The organism is Pseudomonas sp. JV414 (assembly GCF_032424305.1).
GTDB classification, from domain to species: Bacteria; Pseudomonadota; Gammaproteobacteria; order Pseudomonadales; family Pseudomonadaceae; genus Aquipseudomonas; species Aquipseudomonas lini.
In genome coordinates, this window is record NZ_VYKC01000002.1 from 198661 (window position 1) to 221368 (window position 22708).

General features: G+C 59.8%; 17 protein-coding genes. 12 read left to right on the plus strand and 5 right to left on the minus strand.

Going from position 1 to position 22708, the window contains the following annotated elements; translation table 11 throughout:
• Positions 1-9: 9 nt before the first annotated feature.
• Both ltnD and F6R97_RS02010 read right to left on the minus strand, forming a co-directional pair.
• Positions 10-915 (minus strand): L-threonate dehydrogenase, encoded by a 906-nt coding sequence (gene ltnD / locus F6R97_RS02005; protein ID WP_038983114.1) that lies wholly within the window; start codon positions 913-915, stop codon positions 10-12.
• Positions 916-956: 41 nt separating this feature from the next.
• Positions 957-1661 (minus strand): FadR/GntR family transcriptional regulator, encoded by a 705-nt coding sequence (locus F6R97_RS02010; RefSeq protein WP_315865940.1) that lies wholly within the window; start codon positions 1659-1661, stop codon positions 957-959.
• 465 nt (positions 1662-2126) lie between these two features.
• Here F6R97_RS02010 and F6R97_RS02015 point away from each other — a divergent pair, with 465 nt between their 5' ends.
• The 12 genes from F6R97_RS02015 (at position 2127) to F6R97_RS02070 (ending at position 17966) form a co-directional block, all read left to right on the plus strand.
• Positions 2127-4001 carry a 3-dehydroquinate synthase gene (locus F6R97_RS02015; protein ID WP_050682053.1) on the plus strand — a complete coding sequence of 625 codons (1875 nt, stop codon included), beginning with the start codon at positions 2127-2129 and terminating at the stop codon, positions 3999-4001.
• A complete protein-coding gene (locus tag F6R97_RS02020) occupies positions 3998-4888 on the plus strand; it encodes a UbiA family prenyltransferase (RefSeq protein WP_038983111.1) in 891 nt (296 codons plus the stop codon). The genes F6R97_RS02015 and F6R97_RS02020 overlap by 4 nt, the downstream gene beginning before the upstream one ends.
• On the plus strand, positions 4885-5652 hold the full coding sequence (locus tag F6R97_RS02025) for an EboA domain-containing protein (protein WP_038983110.1): 768 nt from the start codon (positions 4885-4887) through the stop codon (positions 5650-5652). Before F6R97_RS02020 ends, F6R97_RS02025 begins: the two co-directional genes overlap by 4 nt.
• Positions 5653-5693: 41 nt before the next feature.
• Entirely contained in the window at positions 5694-6578 is an 885-nt protein-coding gene (locus F6R97_RS02030) for a TatD family hydrolase (protein ID WP_038983109.1), read from the plus strand.
• Positions 6575-7807 carry a metabolite traffic protein EboE gene (eboE, locus tag F6R97_RS02035; protein WP_050682054.1) on the plus strand — a complete coding sequence of 411 codons (1233 nt, stop codon included), beginning with the start codon at positions 6575-6577 and terminating at the stop codon, positions 7805-7807. Before F6R97_RS02030 ends, eboE begins: the two co-directional genes overlap by 4 nt.
• Positions 7797-9242, plus strand: coding sequence for an alkaline phosphatase family protein (locus tag F6R97_RS02040; protein ID WP_315865941.1), 1446 nt, complete (start codon positions 7797-7799; stop codon positions 9240-9242). The genes eboE and F6R97_RS02040 overlap by 11 nt, the downstream gene beginning before the upstream one ends.
• The gene (locus F6R97_RS02045) at positions 9221-10360 is read left to right on the plus strand and encodes a hypothetical protein (RefSeq protein WP_038983106.1); all 1140 of its coding nucleotides are present in this window, start codon (positions 9221-9223) and stop codon (positions 10358-10360) included. Before F6R97_RS02040 ends, F6R97_RS02045 begins: the two co-directional genes overlap by 22 nt.
• Positions 10361-10370: 10 nt before the next feature.
• Positions 10371-12755, plus strand: a complete 2385-nt coding sequence (locus tag F6R97_RS02050; RefSeq protein WP_315865942.1) for a hypothetical protein — start codon at positions 10371-10373, stop codon at positions 12753-12755.
• Between the two features lie 74 nt (positions 12756-12829).
• Positions 12830-13753 carry a hypothetical protein gene (locus F6R97_RS02055; RefSeq protein ID WP_038983104.1) on the plus strand — a complete coding sequence of 308 codons (924 nt, stop codon included), beginning with the start codon at positions 12830-12832 and terminating at the stop codon, positions 13751-13753.
• 19 nt (positions 13754-13772) lie between these two features.
• Positions 13773-15065 (plus strand): hypothetical protein, encoded by a 1293-nt coding sequence (locus F6R97_RS02060; RefSeq protein WP_038983103.1) that lies wholly within the window; start codon positions 13773-13775, stop codon positions 15063-15065.
• 3 nt (positions 15066-15068) lie between these two features.
• Complete coding sequence (locus F6R97_RS02065; RefSeq protein ID WP_315865943.1) at positions 15069-16877, plus strand: hypothetical protein; 1809 nt, start codon at positions 15069-15071, stop codon at positions 16875-16877.
• Positions 16878-16910: 33 nt separating this feature from the next.
• On the plus strand, positions 16911-17966 hold the full coding sequence (locus F6R97_RS02070) for a hypothetical protein (RefSeq protein WP_315865944.1): 1056 nt from the start codon (positions 16911-16913) through the stop codon (positions 17964-17966).
• Between the two features lie 233 nt (positions 17967-18199).
• Here the strand turns inward: F6R97_RS02070 and gabP are convergent, their stop codons facing one another.
• The 3 genes from gabP to F6R97_RS02085 form a co-directional block, all read right to left on the minus strand.
• Positions 18200-19603: a GABA permease gene (gene gabP, locus F6R97_RS02075; protein ID WP_315865945.1), complete on the minus strand. Its 1404-nt coding sequence runs from the start codon at positions 19601-19603 to the stop codon at positions 18200-18202.
• 304 nt (positions 19604-19907) lie between these two features.
• Positions 19908-22031 (minus strand): TonB-dependent siderophore receptor, encoded by a 2124-nt coding sequence (locus F6R97_RS02080; RefSeq protein ID WP_315865946.1) that lies wholly within the window; start codon positions 22029-22031, stop codon positions 19908-19910.
• 147 nt (positions 22032-22178) lie between these two features.
• Entirely contained in the window at positions 22179-22667 is a 489-nt protein-coding gene (locus F6R97_RS02085; RefSeq protein ID WP_048393171.1) for an Lrp/AsnC family transcriptional regulator, read from the minus strand.
• Positions 22668-22708 lie beyond the last annotated feature (41 nt).

Genomic DNA, 22708 nt, shown 5'->3' on the forward strand with positions numbered 1-22708 from the left:
GGGCGTTCCTCAAACCGGCTCAGTCTTGGTAGTCGGCAACTCGATGCCGGGGAAAATCTTGATCACCGCCGAATCGTCCTCACGACCGAAACCTGCACTGGAAGCCTGCATGAACATCTGGTGGGCGGTGGCCGACAACGGCAGCGGAAATTTGCTGGCCCGCGCGGTATCCAGCACCAGGCCCAGGTCCTTGACGAAAATATCCACCGCGGACAACGGTGTGTAATCGGCCTTGAGAATGTGCGGCACGCGGTTTTCGAACATCCAGGAATTACCGGCGCTGTGGGTGATCACTTCGTAAAGCGCATCGGCGTCGACCCCTTCACGCAGGCCCAGCGCCATGGCTTCGGCAGACGCAGCGATGTGCACCCCGGCGAGCAACTGGTTGATGATCTTGACCTTCGAGCCCAGGCCATGGCTGTCACCCAGGCGATAGACCTTGCCGGCCATGCCCGCGAGGACCGCGTCGGCCTTGGCGTAAGCATCGGCGGGGCCAGACGTCATCATGGTCATTTCACCGGCAGCCGCCTTGGCTGCGCCACCGGAAATCGGGGCATCCAGATACAGCAAACCTTGCTCGGTCAGGCGCTGGCCCAGATCCACGGCGTAGGTCGGCGCCACGGTGGCGCAACCGATCACCAGGCTGCCAGGGCGCAACGCAGCAACGGCACCACCCTCGCCAAACAACACGGTTTCGGTCTGCTCGGCATTCACCACCACGGTAATGATCACGTCGCACTCTGCGGCCATGTGCGCGGGCGACGAACACGCCACGCCACCCTCGCTGGCGAACTGTTCCGTCACCGCGGCACGCACATCGCAGGCATGCACATTAAAGCCGCTGCGCAACAGTGAACGGGCAATGCCCAGGCCCATTGCGCCCAGACCGACAACACCGACATTTTTGTTATTCATGGGGTACTCCTGAGTTACCGTCTTATGAGGAAAACAGCGACCTATTCCACGCCGGCAAGGCGCAGGCGGCGGGCCGCGTTGTAGAGATGGGCACGGGCGGCATGCCCGGCGGCGAGTGGATCGCGCAGCCGAATGGCCGCCACAATCGCTTGGTGTTCTTCATGCACCTGACGGGAGAAATCCGCCCTGCCCGCCTCGTTGGTACGGGTGATGCGGGTGGCGGCCTCCAGGTACTGACTGACAAATTCCAGGGTCTTGAGAAAGTAGGGATTGCCCGTGGCTTGAGCGATAGCGCGGTGAAAAGCCACATCGGCGCGAACACCGTCCTGCCCTTCATCCACCTCTTCATCGATGCGTGCCAGCGCTTCATCAATCTGCACCAGATCGGCTTCGCTGCGATTGAGCGCCGCCTCGCAGGCAATTTCCGCCTCGATGGCACGCCGTAGCGCCAACAGGTGAAAGACACTGCCAGGCAGATTGGCTTCGGCGTAATCGATACGCAGCGGGCGGATGTTGGCGTTGGCGGTGACGAAGATGCCGCGCCCTTGTTGGGGCTGCAGCACGCCTTCGTTCTTGAGGCGGGAAATGGCTTCGCGGACCACGGTGCGACTGACACCGAAGGCTTCCGAGAGCATGGCTTCACTGGGCAGTTTGCTGCCGGTGGCGAACACACCGTTCTCAATCTTGTCCAGCAGCTGCTGAGCGACGCTGTCACTCAGCACGTGAGTCGGGACCTTGTCGAACATCGTAGCCATCCTGTTTTTGTCTTGTTATCAGGTTGTCATACAGGTTGAGCAGATAATCCCCCAATGAACGGATTATGTGAAGTGTTTTTTTAAAATAACATTTTTTAACACTCGGACTGCGCGAAACCTGTGGGAGCGGGCTTGCTCGCGAAGGCGCCAGCACAATCAACATTGATGTCGCCTGATACACCGCTTTCGCGAGCAAGCCCGCTCCCACATGGATCACGCTTGACTGACAAGCGGCTGCATACCGGTGTTTTCAGAGGGCATCGCGGAAATGGCCAAATTGCCATCAGGCGAGCTTGCAAAAACACCACGACCGTCTAAGTTCACAACTATCTCTACAAGCGCAATCAACCGTACCTAACCAGCCCCTGAGGCGAGCGAGCCTATTGACCTAAAAAACCAGACGCTGCTTTTAATTACTGACACGGAATCAGTCATAAAAATTAAGAGGGATGCTTGATGAAGCGCAGCCGTGGGTATCGTGCGCTCTCGCAAAGAGGGCCAGCCGGACATTTCTGGATTTCATTGCTTTGCTTCTCAGGCTTGGTGATCGCCAGCTTCCTGTTGTTCGAACAACAGATCCAGGACTTCCTGACCCATCTCAACCTGTACCTGCCCTCGACACCTTCCCAGAAACTCAACCTGGCGCTGCTGCTGATCGCCCTGCTGGCGCTGGACGTCGTATTGCCGGTGCCTTCGAGCATGGTGGCGCTGCTGGCCGTGGCCATGCTCGGCAGTCTCGGTGGCTACCTGGTGATTTTCATTGGCCTGTGCCTCGGTGCCGGGCTGGGTTATGCGTTGGGGGCGGGCTATTTTCGTCTGCTGTCCGGTCGCCTGGGTCTGCATCAGCGCCAGCCGGGACAGCTGGCGTACCGGTTGGGCACGCTGTCGTTGATCTGCCTGCGTGGTGTGCCGGTGTTGGCGGAAACCTCAGTGGTCGCCGCCGGTATGCAGCGTTATCCACTGCGCGCTTTTGTGCTGGTCACCACCTTGGCCAATGCCGGCCTGGCACTGGCCTACAGCGTCATCGGCACCTTCCTCGTCGAGCAAAACGCGCTGCTGGTGACCCTCCTCGCCAGCATGGTGTTGCCCGGGCTGTTTATCGCCGGGTACAGCCTGTTCAAGACCTTGCGCAGGCACAGCGCGGAGCAACCACTGCACGGGCGATTCGAGGTCAGCTACGACTACCCGGTGGTGTTCACCGACCACCTGTTCGAGTTGTCCAACCCCTGTCTGCATCGCCAACTCACTGCGCAGCACATAGGCCCAGTGACGGTGCTGGTGTTCGCTGATGAAAATCTGTTGCGCAGCGCCCCGCAACTGCTGGAACAGATCGATGCCTACTTTGGCGCCCATGCGACGGATCTGCATTTGCAAGCTGCGCCGATTGCGGTTCCGGCCGGCGAACTGAGCAAGGATTCAGACGTGTTGCAGCAGCTGTACAGCGACATGCTGCAGCATGGGCTGGACCGGCATTGCTATGTCTTGGCCCTGGGGGGTGGCGCGGTGTTGGATGCGGTGGGCTACGCCTGCGCCACCTTCCATCGCGGCATTCGCCTGATCCGTATTCCGAGCACGGTACTGGCCCAGAACGATGCCGGCATCGGTGTGAAAAACGGCATCAATGCCTTCGGCCAGAAGAACCTGCTGGGGGCCTTCTACCCCGCCACCGCGGTGATCAACGACTTCCAGCTACTGACCAGCCTGACCCGCCGCGACCAGATCGCCGGGCTGGCCGAGGCGGTCAAGGTGGCGCTGATCAAGGACCAGGCGTTTTTCCAATGGATGGAGCAACAGGCCGACGCCCTCGCCCACTTCGATCACCCGGCCAGCCGCTATGCCATCCGCCGTTGCGCCGAACTGCACCTGGCGCACATCACCGGCGCTGGCGACCCCTTCGAACGCGGTAACGGACGGCCACTGGATTACGGGCACTGGGCCGCACACAAACTGGAAAATCTCAGCCACCATCGGCTGCGTCATGGTGAAGCCGTGGCCGTGGGCATGGCCCTGGATGGACTCTATGCCAATGCCCTCGGGCTGTTGAGCGATGCTGACACCGAACGTGTTCTGTCTCTGCTGCTCAAGCTCGGCTTTAGCCTGTGCCCACCTGAATTGACTCAGAAAGACGCACAGGGGCGTTCCCTGGTTCTGCTCGGGTTGGAGGAGTTTCGCCAGCACTTGGGCGGGCAACTCTCCGTCCCCATGCTCAGCCGGATTGGCGAGTCGGTGGATCTGCATGAAATCGATGCCGCACGAATGGAGCAGGCGCTGCAGCGGTTGTCCACCCACATCGGCCCGGCGCTCACCCTGAGCGAGGGCTGCGCGCAATGAGCCAGACTCCACTGAACCTGAAAACCTGGATGACCCTGGGCCGGGTGTCCAACCTGCCCACCGTGTGGACCAACACCTTGGCCGCCGCGCTGCTGGCCAGCAGCGCCGGTGCCTTGGCGCCGCCGTCGTCACTGGTGTGGATCCTGCTGTTGGCCGCGCTGTCGTTGCTGTATCTGGCCGGCATGTTGTTGAACGACTTGCTGGACGCCGACTGGGACCAACAGCACCAAAATCCCCGCCCCATCACTTTGGGTCTGGTCAGCCGACAGCAAGTGGGTCTGGCCACTGCACTGTTGCTGATGCTGGCCGCAGCGTCGGTGCTGGGCCTGAGCCGACTGATCGACCAACCGCACTGGTTGCTGGGCAGCGCCACCCTGCTGGTGGGCTGCATCCTCGGCTACAACCTGCTGCACAAGAAATACGCCCATAGCGTCTGGCTGATGGGTGCCTGCCGCTCGGCCCTCTACCTCACTGCGGCGGCCAGCCTGGCGGTGCCACCGGAGCCGATCTGGCTCTGTGCCATTTTGCTGGGCATCTACATCAGCGGCCTGACCTACCTGGCCCGCCAGGAACACCGCAACCAGTTACTAAGCCGCCTCCCCCTGATCCTGATGCTGAGCCCGCTGGCCCTGGCGTTCTATTCCGACAACCTCTGGTTTTGGCCGGTGCTGTTGCTCTGGCTTGGCTGGCTGGGCTGGCACTACTGGCGCCACCTGGCCAACCCGCAGCAACGGCAAGTCCGCGCCTTTATCGGCGCTGGCCTGGCGGCCCTGCCGCTGTTCGATGCCCTGGTGCTGGCGGTGGCCAACCAGCCACTGGGCAGCCTGTTATGTGTTTTGGTGTTTTTCCTGCTTCCACACTTCCAGCGCTGGATCAAACCGACATGAACATGGACGTCACAGCACCGCCATCGGTGGCCCTCGACATGCGCCACGACTGCCTCGCCGAACAACGCCTGGTTTTCACCCAACAGCTCGATGACACCGAGCAGCAGTGGTGGCGTCAGGCGCAGGAGCGGCTTGAGCAACGCCCGGACGCCAACACTGCTGCGCTCTTGAGTAGCCAGTGCAAGCGCAGCCTCAAGGAGCATGCGCTGCCCGACAATTCCTGCTGGAGCAACGTCCAGATGGCGCGGGCGTTGTTGCTGTCTCAGGTCCTGGAGCAACAACCCCTCGCCGGGCAATTGCCCTTGCTGCGCCAGCTGTTTCTGTGGGGCGACGATCAGGAAAAGATCGCCACCTTGAAAGCCCTCGACTGGCTCGATAGCCGTGGGCTCTGCGTGGAGCTGGCGCTGCAGGCCGGGCGTACCAGCAACAGCCAGGTGTTTGCCGCCCTCGCCCTGGACACCCTCTACCCGTCGCGTCATTACAGCGAACGGGCCTTCCATCAACTGGTGCTGAAAGCACTGGGCATGGGGCTCGACGTACGACGCCTGCTTGGCCTGACGCAACGACACAGCGTCACCCTCAACCAGCTGGCACTCGACCTGCTGGACGAACAGCTCGCTGCCGAACGAACGGTGTCCGCCGGGCTGCCCCGGGTGATTGCCTTCGACCTGCTCAGCCCGGCGCAATGCCAGCGTCTGGTCGGCCTGAGTCAGCAGCAACGCTTGCCGCCGGAATGGCGTGAACACCTCACCGCACCTCTCTGAACCGATGTTCAACGGCTCCCTCCCCTTGACGAGGATTCACCATGCTCAAGTATTTCGACCCGCATATTCATATGGTCAGCCGTACCACCGATGACTACCAGAACATGGCCGCCGCCGGCATCACCGGGGTGATCGAGCCGGCCTTCTGGCAGGGCCAGGCCAGGACCAGTGTCGGCAGTTTCATCGACTACTTCGACACCCTGTTGGGCTGGGAGCGCTTTCGCGCCAGCATGTTCGGCATCCATCACTTCTGCACCATCGGCCTAAACCCCAAGGAAGCCAATGACCTGTCGGTGGCCAATGAAGTGCTGGAGATTCTGCCGCGCTATCTGGTGAAAGACGGCGTAGTGGCGGTCGGCGAAATCGGCTACGACGACATCACCCCGGAGGAGGATCGCTTTCTCGCCGCTCAGCTGGAGCTGGCCAAACAATTCAATTTGCCGGTGCTGGTGCACACCCCGCACCGCGACAAGATCGGTGGCACCAAACGCACCCTGGCGGTGATTCGGGAAGTGGGGATTGCCGAGCACCTGGTGATCATCGACCACCTCAACGAATTGACCCTGCCGCTGGTGCTGGACAGCGACTGCTGGCGCGGCCATTCGATCTACCCCAACACTAAAATGTCGGAACAGCGCATGGTCGCCCTGTTGAAGGAATACGGCACCGAAAAAATGGTGGTCAACAGCGCCGCCGACTGGGGGATCAGCGACCCGCTCAAGGTGCCCAAAACGGGCGAGGCGATGCTCGCTGCCGGCTTCACCGAGACCCAGGTCGAACAGGTGCTGTTCCATAACCCGGTGGACTTTTTTGCCCAAAGCGGCCAACTGGACAAAGCCCTGGTCAGCACCCCGCTGCCCATTGACCAGCGTCGGCAGTGGCAGGAAAACTCCGCCCTGCGGGGCCAGGAACCGGTGATCAAATGAGTGCCGCCACGGGTTGGGCTGCCGCGCAGGTCGGTTATTGCAGCAACGTGCACCCGACCCGTGACTTGGCGGGGCTGCGGTCATCCATCGAACAGCACTTTCAGGGCGTTCGAACCCTGCGCGGGTTGAACGAGCAGGACAGTGGATTGTGGATCAGCGCCCTCGCCGCGTCCGAATTACAACAGGCATCGGCTCGCACGGATTTCCTGAGCCTGCTGCAACGCAGCGGCCTACGCCTGACCTCGCTTAACGGCTTTCCCTACGGCCAATTCCATCAGGGCGCGGTGAAAGCCGAGGTGTATCTGCCCAGTTGGGCCGATCCGGAACGGCTGGCGTACAGCCTGAATCTGGCGCGGATCCTCGCGGATGCCCTGCCCCCGGACTGTAAACAGGGGGTGATTTCCACCGTGCCGCTGGGCTATGCCGCTAGCTGGAGCCCGGCCTTACAGCAGCGTGCCGAGCATCTGCTGCGCCAACTCACGGCTTCACTGGCCAGGCTGCATCTGGAGACGGGCAAGAAGATCGTGTTCTGCCTGGAAATGGAGCCGGACTGCGTGCTGGAAAACACCGATCAGACCATCGCCTTCTTCCACCGCTACCAAGCCACGGACCCGAACCATGAATACTTGGCGCTGTGTTTCGATGTCTGCCACCAGGCAGTGATGTTCGAAGACTGCTATCAATCGCTGGAAAGGTTGCGTCAGGCCCGGGTGCCCGTCGGCAAGATCCAGCTGTCCAACGCCCTGATTTGTCACCTGCCCCCTGAAGATGACAACCGGCGCGAACACGTACTCAAGACCTTGAGCGACTTTGCCGAAACCACCTACCTGCATCAAGTGAAAGCCCGCGATGCGCAGGACCGGTTATTGGCCTGGGCGGACCTTCCCGCCGCGCTCGACGACTGCGCAAAACGCCCGGGGCAATACCGCGAACTGAGGATTCATTTCCACATTCCGCTGTTCAGCGAACACTTGCTGCTGCCCGAGCTCAGCGGCAGTCAGATTGCCCTGTCGCAGACCTTCGACTTTCTGGCAGACCATGCGGATTTTCGTCCCGTGCTGGAAGTGGAAACCTACAGTTGGGGCGTCTTGCCCGCCCAGCTGCGGCCCACTACCGAGCACGCCCAACTCCACGGGATCGCTGCCGAACTGCACTGGGTCGAAGATCAACTGCGGCAACGGCGATTGCTGCAACCCCAAACGCGGGAGGCGTACGCCGATGCCTTCTGACCAAACGCGTCAACCGCTGCTGCTGATCAACGTGGTAGGGCTGACCCCAGCGCTGCTGGGGGCGGCGACGCCTCACATCAATGCCCTGTTGAAAACGGCAAAAATGGCCAGCCTGCAACCGGTGTTTCCAGCCGTCACGTCTACGGTGCAGGCCTCGATCCTCACCGGCCTGCCGCCGTCGGAGCACGGCATCGTCGGCAATGGCTGGTATTTTCGCGACCAGGCTGAAGTGCGTTTCTGGCTGCAACCCAACGCATTGATCCAGGGGGAAAAGGTCTGGCAGCAACTCAAACGTGAGATCCCCGGGTTCCGCTGCAGCCAGCTGTTCTGGTGGTTCAACATGCATGCGGACGTGGATGCCGCCATCACCCCGCGTCCGCACTACCCGGCCGACGGCCGCAAAATGTTCGGTCTGTATTCATCACCGGCCTCGTTGCACGAGCGTATCGAGCAGCAGATCGGCGAGTTCCCGTTTCCGAGCTTCTGGGGCCCGGCGGCCGGCATCGCGTCGAGCCGCTGGATTGTCGACTGCGCCATCGCCGAATTCCAGCTCGACCAACCCGACCTGCAATTGGTCTACCTGCCCCATCTCGACTATAGCCTGCAGCGTTTGGGTCCCGATCATCCGTCGATTGCCGACGAGGTGCGGGCCATCGACACTGAAGTGGGTCGTCTGCTGGACTTTGCCCAGGAGCAAGGCGCGGCGGTGATGCTGATGTCTGAGTACGGAATCGAAGCGGTACTGCAATCGGTTTCCATCAACCGGCTACTGCGCTCGGAAGGCTTGTTGCAAGTGCGCCAATCGCTGACCTGGGAATTACTCGACCCCGGCGCCAGCGCGGCCTTTGCCGTGGCCGACCACCAGATCGCGCATGTCTACGTGAAGCAGGCGCAAGACATCCCTCGCGTCAAAGCGTTGTTGCAGCGCCAGCCCGGCATCGAGCAGGTACTGGATAAAGCCGAACAACGGGCCTGGCAGCTGGATCACCCCCGCAGTGGCGAGCTGGTGACCGTGGCCTCACCGGGTTACTGGTTCGATTACTACTACTGGTTTGACGATCGCCAGGCACCCGACTTTGCCCGCACCGTGGACATCCATCGCAAGCCCGGCTACGACCCGCTGGAGCTGTTCATCGACCCGGCCATTCGCTTCCCCAAACTGAAAGTGGCGCGTCGCTTGCTGCAAAAAAAACTCGGCTTTCGCTACTACATGGACCTGATTCCGCTGGACACCCGCCTGGTCCGCGGCAGCCATGGCCGCCTGCCCGGTAGCGAGAAGACCGGCCCGCTGCTCATCACCAATTGTGATCTGCCGTTGCCGCAGCACCTTGCGGCCACGGCAGTGAAGCAACTGCTCCTGCAGCATTTCCTGGGGCACCCACACACCGACCTGGCCAATGCCAAGGAGCTTCCATGCGGCGAGCCATTTCTATAACAGTTCTGAGTGCCTTGGCCGGTTTGGCCCAGGCTCAGAGCCCGAACACCTTCGACTGCAACAACTTTCTGCAGTTTGGAGGAGACGTCAACAAGACCCGGACCGCGTTTGTCCAGAGCCCCGAAACCCTGGCCTGGAACTGGTTCGTCTGCTTGAACCAGCCTGCCGCCGCGGGGAGTCCCAACCGCGAGTGGGAATCCATGAAGCCCTCCGACCAGGTCTACCTGCCCAATGGCGCCAAGCCCGCCCCTTATGGCACGCCTGTGCCGCCCCCGGACGCGGTGATTACGCAAGCCAAGGCGCAGGGAATGGATCTGTCCCGAATCTTCCATAACCTCAATGCCACGCAACAGGTCGATGGCATGATTCTGGAAATGGGCGGTGCGGTGCCGGCGTCGGAAACAGGCAAACCCGTGCGCTTTCAGCTGCTGATGGGCGAAGGCACTTTCGATTACGTCGTTCAACGCCAGGTCTACAACATGAATGGTCAAGCCGCCTTGACCAGCAACCTGGAATTCCCGTCCATCGCCTGGGAATTGAAGTCCGCCTGGTTGTGGATCGGCTCCGACGCGACCTACAAACAGACACTGGAAAACGACGGTTACTACATCGCCCAGGCCTATTACCTGCAAGACGGCAACTACCAGGTCGGCTATGCAGCGCTGAGCGGCTTGCACATCATCAACAAACTGAATCCCGGCTGGGCCTGGACCACTTTCGAAAACATTAACAACAGCAAGTACACCGTCACCAACGCCATCCCGCCCACCCCGATGACCAACAGTACCGGGCCGATAGCCGCTGCCAAGCCCGTCAACAGCCAATTCCAGGCCCAATATCCCGGGTTGTCGCAGTACGAACTGATCGCCGTCCAGTCCAGGACCAACCCGACCTTGCTGGCCAACTCTCAGCTGGAGTCAGCCTTTCAGAGCCAGTCGTCGTGCTTTGCCTGTCACGACACCGCCGCGTATTCGGCGCAAAAGGGTTATTTCAACTTCGCCATGAAAGAACAGGGCGGCATCGTCTACCCCACAGTACCTCTGCCGGACTCGGCCTTTGCCGGTTACAACAAACTGGACTTTGTCTGGTCGCTCAAACGCGCCCAGTGGCAACGCTAAGGAGCATGACATGAGCGTATTGAATTTCCCCCGTATCTACCTCAACGGCCATATGTTCTGGAACCCGCCGACGGCCAACAACAACGATGTGCTTCCCCTCTACGATGCGGTCAAGATGCAGATGAACTGGCGGTTTCTCGCTGAATACGGCATCGATCCCGAGAATGCCGCCAGCACCTTGATGCCCTGGACCATAGCGCCCTTGCCACTAAGCGACGTACCCGCTTATGTCCTGCAAGTGCCGGGCAATGCCAACCCGCAAAGCTACCCGATGATTCCCGCCGAATGGGACCTGTTCGGTGACAACGCCTGCGGCACCGTCAGCTATGAACAGACCCGGTCTGTGATCATTGGCGGCGAGCTTCCTGGTGGTGGTTACGTCGACCAGGATCCGCTGATCGACAAGGGTTACCAACTGTTCGGCAACCCCCTCGGCAGCACGAATCCCACCCCCGCCCGTTTCGTCGACGTCAGTCCCTGGCAGAACACCTTCACGGCGCTGTACTTCGACAAGCTGGTGCTGGGTGACGATCAGTGCGGCGTGACGCTCAAGCGTCAACACCGGATGCTCGATCGCTTCCTGAACTTCAACTGGGGAGCATTGGGTGGCCTGATCTATGTCACCACGACCTGGCAGACCTGTTTTCCCAAAGAGAACCTGCAGTGGGTGATCGGCAACTCGCAACTGCTGAAAAACCTCCAGGAGCAGATGGAGCAACAACATGCCAAGGGGTTGATGTTCAGGTTCTCCACCTACCTGACCTGCTACGACAGAAACGGCGTTTTCAACGACTACCCCCCCATCAACACCCACTCAACAGACCCTGAGATACAGAAGAACGTGCAGGCGATGTATCAAAAAGGCCTGGATAACGTTGCCGATATTTTCTTCAACCCGGCCTACAGCCGCACCGCCGGCACCCTGGGCCTGTGGTTTGAGGATGAGTTTCCGACCGCACCGGCGGGACGGCGCCTGGTCCCCGCCTCCGCCATCAATCCTTACAAGACCTCACCTGGCGATACGCCCCTTCCGCCAGGTGTAGAAATACAGCTGGGAGTGATCTCGACCCAGGTCCAACCCGACAGCGATACCCTGTCGCTGGATCTCTCGAGCGCCTTCCCGTTCTATCCGCTCGACAGCAAGGCGGACATTCCGGTGGCGGAAAAATTTCAGGCAGGCGATTACGTACTGGGGATAAACGACGCTGGCCAATTCAGCCCCTTGGCCAGTTTCGGCTTCGAACAGTATCGACAGGCAGCCTTCGACAAACGCTCCGGCATCCTGGATTTGACGCTCAGCCCCGGCGCCCGGAAAAAGCTGCAAACCGGGTCGCTGGAATTGCAACTGCAAGGTACAACACCGGTGCAAGCCGCCACCCAGCAGATGTGGACCGCCGAGGTTGTCGAAAGCGCCAGCTTCATCGATGTCGGCGACAGCAGAACCCTGCAGATCATGGTTCAGTACGACGGCCTTCCAGCTCCAGTCGGCACCGTGCTCTGGGTGGCGGAGTACGACAACGCCTTCATGCTGAGTACCAGCAACTACTACCTGGCGTTCAGCAACAAAGCCGACTTCACGTTGTTCTACGACTATCCGTTGAACCGCCAAAACAACAAATCCAATCTGCCGCAATTTATCGATACCCCCAAAGCACACAGCCAGGCGAGCACGGGCAGTGGCCGCCGGCTCATGGCGCTGCACGCCGAGGCCCCAACCGAGGTGCCAATCCCTGTCACCTATCAACAATACCTGTCGACACCCGCCTCGGTCTCCCTGGCCCCCAGCCTGGGCTTCAGCAATCCCGTGGCCATGGAAGGCAAACTGCAGGATCTCCAGAACAGCACCGTGAACTATTGCGTGACGCAGATACAGACCGACGCCAAGGGCATTGCACGACTGACCGTCAAAGGTCGGGCCCCTGGTTTTCCGACCCTGCGCTTCTTCGTGCAGGAGGGTGAACAGCCTCCCGAGATCCCTTTCAGTTTCAACTACACGGACGCCTATACCGACTTCCTGGCGCCTTTGCGTGTGCTGCCGCTGGAACCGAAACTGCAGGAGGACTTCGTCAATGAGTGGAACAAAATCTACTCGAAAACCGAGGCCCGGGTCCTGATCTGGGAAAGCTTCATCTACCCACGCATCCTGCAGCCCTTCTATTACCTGTACCCGATCATGAGCAAATACATGCCACTCAACTCCCTGGAGCGAATCGAAGGCGCCATTGACCAACTGATTGTGTTGATCAGCAAGGAGTACCAGGAGGAAAGCACCCTCGCCATGCCCATCACCCGCGACATGTCACAAAGCCGACGCGCTGTGCTGGAGCTCTGGGCACAGTCCCTGGTGAAACGCAATTACCCACCCTTCCCGCTCAGCATGAGTGACTACGACTAAGGCAAAAACAACAACGCTTCAGGCAGGATCACCGGGTGACGAGCCTGTCACCCGGCACTTCACAGGAGTGCCCTATGAAAACCAGCATCTTGAACCGATTGTTGCTGCTGACCCTGCTGCTCAGCCCGACTCTATTCGCCCAGGCGGACAGCGGCGCCGTCTACTTCACCATGGGGGTGCACAACACCGAGGGGTGCCATGAAAAGAACGGCAACTGCATCGCCACTCGAGCACCGAGCGACCCTTCCGATCCGTTTTTTCCGGCGTTCTGGATCAGCGACTGGACCATGTACCGGGTGATGCACAACTACGAAAAAAACCCGCCGCCCTACAGCAATCCACCCTCGACCCTGACCCCGGCGGACTACACCGTTTCCCGAGGTACCAGCTACTACGACACGGCCTACATCCCGCCGGATGGCGACGGCTTCGGCGCCATGATGGAGCACTACGAGAAATACTGTCTGCCGATCTTCCCGATCAAGAACAACAACTACACCTGCTCCTTTGTGTCCCTGGGCAACAAGGCGTACTTCCTGACTTACCCGCAAGACCGCCCCAAGGACATGCCGGCCTGCTGCATGTTTTCGCCAATGAATCATCCGCCGCGGCAAGACTTCATCCAGCACCTGCCCTACAGCGCCGAGCGCAGCAAAAACCTCGATGGCAGCGTGCAGGCCTACGCCCTGGACCTCGAGTCACCGCAAGGTCCGATCCTGTTCGGCTACGCCTTTTTCAAACAACTGTCAGGACAACCGCCCTACCGGCATCCCCAGTCGTTCTTTTTCTCCGGTGACACCAGCGTCGCCAATGCGCCCATCGTCAGCCAGAACTACACCAACTTTCGCATCGCCAAACCGGACCCGGCCCAGACCTGGGCGCAGGTGGCCGCGATGTGCCCGGCGAATCCACCGCAGTGCCAACTGTTCGATCCGCCGCCCTCTCTGGGTAATGGCAAGCGAGCGCAGTGGGACAAACTGATGCAACGCAAACCCTGACCAATGACGAAGGATCGCCATGAAAACTTCACTCCGTCACACCGTGGTGTTACTCGGTCTGGCCAGCCTGCCAGCCCTGGCTCGGGAACAGGCCATGCCATCGACGCAGACCACTAGCCTGAACTGCCAGCCTCCCAGCACCGCGCCGGCCGCCTCGGCCAGTCAGGATCAGTTCGATCAGTACAGCTGGCAGATGTTCATCGCCTTGAACTGGCCCGCACAGAACGGGCAGCGAGGTGATCCCGACTGCGCCAAGCAGCCTGGGGATCCCGGCTATACCGTCTGGCAGACCTACAAGACCGTGGAGGAAATCTTTCTGCCGCAAGGGGCCAACCCTGGCCCGTGGAATACCCCGCAGACCGCAAAAAGCCTGGGTATCATCAACATCGCCGCACTGAAGAACAGCACTCAGGTGAATGCTGTCGACCAGGCCGTCGGCGGCTGGCTGATCGACCAGGCCGGCAACCCGACCTACTACGACATCTCGGCCAACGAGACCTCTTACAACTACATCGTCACCAATAGTTTCTATAACGCTAATGTCGTTTCCAAAGCCAACAACATCAACTTTCCCTATGGGGTCATCGAGGTCAAATCGAGCTGGCGCATCCTCACGACCGCTGACAACGCCAGTCACTACCTGACCATGCTCGCGCGCGTGGCCACGTTCAACGACCAAGGCCAGCGCACCGGTGTCACCGAGGCTTACCTGGGTTTGGTGGGCCTGCACATTATCACCAAGGCGAACGGCTATCCGCAGTGGATCTGGTCAACCTTCGAGCAGATCGACAACGTTCCGGCCAAGGCGCTGGTGAACGACAAGTGGGTCGACCAGCCGACATCCGGCACGGCCTATTCCTACTTCAACTCCACCGCCCCCGCCGCCAGCCTCAACCAGTCACCCTGCGACTGGCAGACTCAGGGCGCGCATCTGGTCTGCGTGCCCAAACCCGGCACCACGTTCCAGACCCCGAACCCGCTGAACCGGGTCACCCCGATTGCCGAGGTCACCAACGGAGTCAACACCCAATACCGCACCGACCCGGACCTGCAAAGAAGCGTGTTGAAGTACTACCAGCTCATCACCACCCAACGCCCGCTGATGCCAGACAACCCCAGTAACCCGTTGGGCCAGCCGACACCGGCCCTGTCGGCCAACGTGACCATGGAGAGCTACATCCAGCCCAACAGCAGCTGCATGAATTGCCACTCCATGGCGACACCGGTCAAGAGCCCCTACAAGTCCGATTACTCCTACCTGTTCAAATTCGCCAATGCGCCTGTCGGCAAAATCACCAAGGACGAGGAATAGATCATGAGCATTCTCAATGGACCACGGCTGAACTTCTGGGGCGGCATCCGCACGGACGTCAGCCTGCCGAACAACTCCCCCACTATCCCTTACGACGGCAATGAGAACTGGCCGCTCTTCGACCTGACCACCTCGACCCTGGCACCGGGTGCCCAGTCTTACACCGACGATCAGTTGAACAACATGATCAACGCGCCCGACGGCGACTACTACACTGCTGGCGGCTGGAATCACTACGGGCAGCATGTCGTCGACATGCAGAACGCCTTGATCAGTTCCCAGGGTAATCCGGGTAGCATCAGCACCACCGGCGATATGGTGGGGCAGCCGGTCTATCTGCTCGGCTCGGTGGACCCGGTGACCGGACAGGGGCCCGTTTCCGGCCCGATGATGGTCGACCTGGACCCCACCGCCACAAACACCACCCAGATATTCGTTGGCGGTCTGCAAATTGGCGGTAACAGCGACATCCAATTGCTGATTCGTGCGAACACAGTCTGCAGCAGCCTGGATGTCAAAATGCGGGTGTTGGAGCCAGAGGAGATGGATGCGCCGGGGTCTTTCCGCCTCAGCGGCACGTTTCAGCTGACCTTTCCCCTGAGCAGCATTGTCAGCTGGAACCAGAACAGCGGTGGCCTGCGATCGATCATCCAGGCGCCGGGTGCGACAGGCATCGTCCTGCGTTTTGTCATGTTTGAGATGTGCCCCACGATGACCACCGAACAACTGGATGCCGACTACGCCGCCGGCAGGTACACGCCCAACCCGAGCATCGGCAGGGTCATCGGTACACTGGCCCCGGCCTTCGCCGACGAGCCGCTGAACTGCCAGCCGGGCCGGCAACTGGTCAACCAGAGCACCAAGAGCACTGGCTATGCCGACCTGGGCGACAGCGGCATCCTGAGCATCGACATGGTGAACGTCATCCCGAAGCAAACCTTCAGGGCCGTCAGAGACGACATCACCAGCCCCATCGGGCCCAACGCGGATTACGGTCTCGTCACCATCTCTGCAGGCACAACCACCCTGACCACCCTCGACCCGGCAACCAGTCCGTTATTCAACTACTACGTGTATGGCGGCATCGTCGACCTGCCCCTGAGTACCAGCCAACAGGAAGCGGCGCGGACCAACGAACTGGCCATCACCGCACCCGACGAAGTTGCCGAAACCACGCTAAACGCAATCGAATCGACCTATCGGGTGTATGCCGATCAGCGCAACGTTTATCTGGAGGACTACCCCAATGGCCTGTCGATCACCCTGCAGGTAAGGTGTCTGGGCGGCCCGGTCCCCAGAGCCACCGAAATCGACCTGAAAGCCAGTCCACCTGCGGTATACAAAAATCCGCAGTACTGGAATTTCCTCGAGTTTCCGGCCTCGCTGACCGTAGAACCCGGGCAGCTCGCAGTCAGTTTCCCTGTCACCGTCAAACCGGGTACTGCCGCCCAAGCGGGCTTTGTCGCGCTGACCTACGCGATCAACGGCTTTAAAAACGGTGGCTACTTCACCAGCTTTCGCAAATACGCACAGACCGACTTCGGCATCCCCGCGGGCACCACCATCACCTGGGAGCTGATGTACCCGAACGTCTTGCGTTTTCACTACCTGGCCTTCCCCGCCATGTCGCGCTACATCCCGCTCAATCAGCCCGACGCGGTCATGGGTGCCAAGAACCCCATTCTCGCCCGCACCTCGGACGCCTACAAAGGCACCACCCTGTTCATGCCCGTGGTGCGCTCGATGTCGCCCTGCCAGCGAGCACTGCTGAGGGCCTATCTCACCGGTGAACCGTGGCAGCCGCCGCAGTAGCCGCGTCCATCCCTTGTCCATGGAGAGAGCCTTATGCCCGTTCCCGTTCATATTCCGGCGCGACCCACTGAAACGCTGCGCCCGAGCACCATCATCGCCGAGGGTCTGCTGAACCCTCGGGGCCTTTGTGTGCAGGCCGATGGCAGCCTGCTGCTGACCGAAGCCGGCTCGGGCCTGCCGGAACAGCCCTTCAGCGGCCGTATCAGTCGACTGCGACCGGATCCGCACAGCCCCGGCGCCTACCTGCCCCGCGAAATACTGGCGCAAGGTTTTCGCGCCATGAACATGCAGGCCCGCATGCTGCGCGATGAAATCATGGGGCTTTCGGACATCGCCTGCGGTGACGGACGCTGCCTGGTCAGCCAGACCGATTATGTCGAGGGCTCCAAACTGCTGGACCTGCAATACACCCCTCCCGAGCCGGTGTTTCACAGCCGTGGCAATCTGAATGCGCTGTGTTATCACCCGACCCGCCGCAGCTGGCTGGCGGTCAAACCCGATACCAATCAGTTGGTAGAGTTCATCACCGGACAGGAGGAGCGCGTGCTGGTTCAGTTGCCCGAACTGGGCCAGGGCCAGGAAGCCGTCCCCGTGACCCTGGTGTACGAACCGGCGACAGACGCCGTGCTGATCAGCCTGTTCTCCGGAGAGCTGCAAGGCGACCCTGCGCGCAAGGGCATCGACTTTGCCGATAAGGCAGGCCAGGTCATTCGGGTCTGGCCCGACAGCGGGCAGATCGAGGTGCTGATTCATGGCCTGCAACTGCCCACCGGACTGGCGCTGTGTCCGAAGGGGAATGTACTGGTCCTGGAGCTCTGCGACCGCCTGCAGCAACCCTTGCCACCGGACTGGAACGGCGAACCGTTGCATGGCGGTTTCACCCGTTTCACGGGTCGACTGCTGCGCTGCAACCTGCAAACCGCCCAGGTCGCCGTGCTCGCCCGCGGCCTGGATACCCCTTCCAATCTGTGCCTGGTGGAGGATGCGGTACTGGTGAGCGAAGGCATGGGATTGGCCGGCCGGCCACTGCCCACGCCAGACAACAACGTCGTCCTGTTGAGCGGCAGACTGCGACGGGTACAGCTCTGAAAAACACAACCTGGCGCAGTCCACCTGGGAGCGGGCATGCTCGCGAATTCGGTGTGTCATTCAGCTTTGATTTTGACTGATACACCGTTTTCGCGAGCAAGCCCGCTTGTGTCTTGCGCAGGAATTAGACTGAGGATGAGAGCGGTGAATGGCCCGTGGCGCTGGCGGTGTTAACCGCCTCGCCACTGCTGGCGCACTGATAAGATCGCTGCAGGTTTACGCTGATATGGCTGCTATGCGCTTTGCGCCGACACCGCACCCTGCTGCCCATGCTGACGCGCGGTCACCAGGCCGATAAAGGAAATCACCAGCGCCAGGCCGATGGTCGAAGAAACTTCCATACGATGCTCGGGCGTCACCATCATCACCGCCAACGCTGCGCAGATGAAGGCGATGACCAACCAGGTGAGCCAGGGGAACAACCACATCTTGAAGATCAGCGTGACGTTCTGCCGAAGCAGAATCTTGCGCATGCGCAGTTGCGACACTGCGATAACCAGGTACACCAGCAAGGCAATGGCGCCGGAGCTGGCGAGCAGAAACTGGAATAAACCGGCGGGCATGAAGTAGCTGAACAAGGTCACACCGGCACCCAGTACGGTGCTGGCGATCACTGCAGCCCTCGGCACGCCCGCCGACGACGTTACCTTCAGCGGCTGCGGTGCATCACCGCGCTTGCCCAGCGAAAACAACATGCGTGAGGCAATATAAATCGACGAGTTCATGCAGCTGGCCACGGCAATCAACACCACCATATCGACCATGAGCTTGGCGTGGGGAATATTCATCAGCTCAAGCGCTCGTTGGTAAGAACCCACCGACGCCAACAACGGATCGTTCCAGGGCACCACTGAAATGACCACGAAAATGGACAGCACGTAGAACACCCCGATGCGCCAGATCACAGAGCGGGTAGCTTTGGCGATGTTCTGCGCAGGGTTGCTGGATTCAGCCGCAGCGATGGTCACCGCTTCCGTACCGATGAAGCTGAACATGATGGTGATGAATGCCCCTACAACCGCTGACAAGCCGTTGGGCGCGAAACCGCCATGTTCCTCCATGAGTCGGCTCAATCCGCTGGCTTCGCGCTCTGGAATCCATCCCATCAACACCGCAAAACCCAGGCCGATGAATCCAATGATCGCCACGACTTTGGCCATCGCAAACCAGAATTCGAACTCACCGTATTTGGACACACTGAACAGGTTAGTCACCACCAACAAAATGATCGACAGCAAGGCAAACAACCAGGTATCGATCTGCGGGAACCATTGATTCAATACATGTCCGGCCGCAAGCGCTTCGATCGGTATCACCAGCACCCAGAACCACCAATACAGCCAGCCGATGGTGAAGCCTGCCCAACGCCCGATTGCCTGGTCGGCGTAGGTAGAGAAAGATCCGGTGTCCGGGTTGGCAACCGCCATTTCGCCCAGCATGCGCATGACCAGAACGACCAACAGGCCGGAAAACAGATAAGCCAGCAATACTGCCGGCCCTGCGGCAGCGATGGCATGTCCGGAGCCAACAAACAAACCTGCGCCGATAATCCCCGCAATAGAAAGCATTGTGACGTGACGCGGCTTGAAACCCTGCGCCAATTGTCCGTTCGAATCTTTGGAGTTCAGGCTATTCATTGTTTTTTTATTCTCTGGTGATCGACGTTAGGGCGTACTGACTGAGGGTCAGGCGATCATCATTTCTCCCTGTTGCCGCATCCGAACGCGGCGCACCTCAAACGCTCCCGGGTTTCTAAATCAGGCATCACGGCTGCACACGGCCATGAAGTGACGCGCCACCTTACGCGTCTTGTCTTGAAAGCCAATAGCCCGAATGCGCCACTTATGAGTCTGATTTCGACATGCGTTGCGCGTAACGCGCCTGGTGAAATGTCGTCCGAAACTAGCCGCCCTCATAACAAGGGCGCGACCTGTCTACCTGTTACAAAGTGTACGAGAAACCCATTTGCACGGTTCTCGGCGCGCCCGGATAGGCGTAAACGTTGCCAAAGGCGCCTTCATCGTAGTCGCTGTCGAACACATTCTTCAGGTCAAGGTTAAGCCGCAGGTGCTCGTTGACTTTGTAAAAGCTGAGCAGGTCGAACACCTCGTAGCTGTCCATGGAGAAAGCATTTGCCGCGGTCTGGCCGGCGCGTTCGTCGACATACTTGGCTCCCAGTCCAAGGCCCAGTCCTTTGAGGCCACCGTCCTGAAACTCGTAGACGTTCAGCAGGCTGAAACTGTTGCGCGGAATATTCACCAGGCGGGTGCCTGACTTCAGTACGTTGTCCTGGGTGACTTCGGCATCCACATAGGCGTAGCCACCGATCATGCGCCACTCTGGGGTGAGGTTGCCGGCCACATTCAGATCGAAGCCACGGCTGCGAACTTCACCCGCCGCAACGCTGAAGGTCGAGTCCACAGGGTCTGTCGTCAGGACGTTGCGTTTTTCGATCTGATACACCGCGGCATCCACGCTTAACTGACGATCAAGGGCCTGCCACTTGACGCCCACCTCGTAGGATTTGCCTTCTTCAGGTTTGAAGCCGCCACCCGTTCGACTGGCACCGCTGTTGGGCTTGAAGGATCGCGCCGTGTCGGCATAGATCGCCACGGTCGGGGTCAAGTCGTAGATCAGCCCAAGACGCGGGGTGACAGCGTTGTCGCTGTTGGTCCAGCTCACACCGTTGACGAGTTTGTTGTCGTAATCATGTTCGAAGCGTTCGAAACGTACGCCTGCCAAGACTTTCAAGCGCTCGGTCAGCGTTACCTGGTCTTGCACGAAAGCGGCATAAGTCTTGAGGTTTTCCTGATCGTGGGTGGTGGTGCGAGTCAGCGCCGGACGCGGCTGGCCGTAGACCGGATTGAAGATGTCGATGGGGTAGGCACTCACCGCCCCACTGGAGCGACGGATGATCGACTTGTAATCGTAATCCTCATACTCGATGCCCGTGAGCAACGTGTGGTCGAACCCACCGGTGGAAAAATGCCCGGTCAGGTTCAACTGCACATCAAGGTCTTGCCACTCCAGCTTGCGATAGTTGAAGTTGCGCCCCAGCGTTCGGCCGTCGGCAGCGACTCCGTTGCCTTCAATGGCATTGCCTTGCAGGCTGCCGTCGAGAAATTGCGTGCCGCCACCCAAGGTCCAGTTGTCGTTCAGGAAATGCTCGAAACGCAGTTGCGCCATGTTGTTGTCGTTGTGCAGCTTGCCGATATCCTTTTCACCGAAAAAAGTATCCCGCGAGGCAACGCCGGCCTGATTGCGATAGCGAGTCACGCCCCGATCGAGCGGCGCGTTGTTGCGCATGAAATCGCCTTCGAAGGTGATGCGGGTGGTGTCGTTGACCTGCCAACCGAGCACCGGCGCCACACCGTAACGCTCGTTTTCGACGTGATCACGGAAGGTGTCGCCACCCTCGCCTATCACGTTGAGCCGATAGGCCAGTCGCCCTTCATCGTCCAGCGGTCCTGAGGCATCCAGCGTTCCGCGACGCATGCCCTGATCGTTGAGCTGGCTGCCCAAGGTGACGGTGCGTTCGGCCAGGGGTTGTTTGGACACCACGTTGAAGGTGCCGCCCGGGTCGCCACGGCCATACAGCGTGGTGGCCGGCCCGCGCAGGACCTCCAGGCGCTCGATGGTATTGGCATCGGGCATGTTCGGATAACCGCGGTTGATCGGGAAACCGTTGCGGTAGAACTCACCGGTGGTAAAGCCACGCACGGTGAAAGTGGTCAGGCCCTGGCCGCCGAAATTGTTCGCACGACCCACGCCCCCGGCGTAATCGAGCGCGTCTTGCAGACGGGTCGCGCCGAGGTCTTCCACGACATCCTTGGTGACAACGCTGATGGATTGCGGGGTTTCATGAATCGGAGTGTCTGTGCGCGTCGCACTGGCCGAACGGGTTGCTCGATAACCCTGAACCGGCCCTTGAGCCTGTTCTTCCAATGTGCCGTTGATGTCGATCGCTTGTAACTCTATTGACGCAGGATCAGTCGGTGCTTGTTCAGCCCAGGCGGTCTGGGAAATAGCTTGGATCACACACAGAGAAACGAGAGTTCGACGCATCGACAGACAACCTTGAGAAGATGCCGGGCACATCAGGAGCTCGGCGAGAATTGATGACGAATAATATCAATTCCCATTCTCTGCTGATACGTTTTATCTCGGTAAAACAGGTGCGAGAGCAAAATTAATTGCGCTCATGGCCGGGCCTCAGTGACGCAATAGCCTGCGCAGCGGAACCCCATCTTTGAGGACCGGCGATTTGATGACGATGTAACTGAAGTACTTGGAGATACCGATGTTCTTGTCCAGCAGACCTTCCATCACTTCCTGATAATGCTGGATGCTGCAGGTCATGAAACGCACCAGGTAATCGTAACCACCGCTGATCAAATGGCACTCAAGTACTTCATCGACCAAACGGATATTGGACTCGAACTTGGCGAAGTCCTCCCGCTTGTGGTCGCTGAGCGTGATCTCGGTAAATACCGTGACCGAGTCGGTGATCTTGGCAAGATTGAGATGGGCTCTGTAACCGGAAATATAGCCGGCCGACTCGAGCCGCTTGACCCGTTGCAAACATGGGCTGGACGACAGACCCACTGCATCGGCCAAGCTGACGTTAGTCATTCGGCCGTCTTTTTGCAGTTCAACCAGGATACTGATATCAATTCGGTCTAGTTTGATCAAACCTTCCATCGCGTACCTCGTGATTGCCGTTCCGATGTCCAAAGATATAG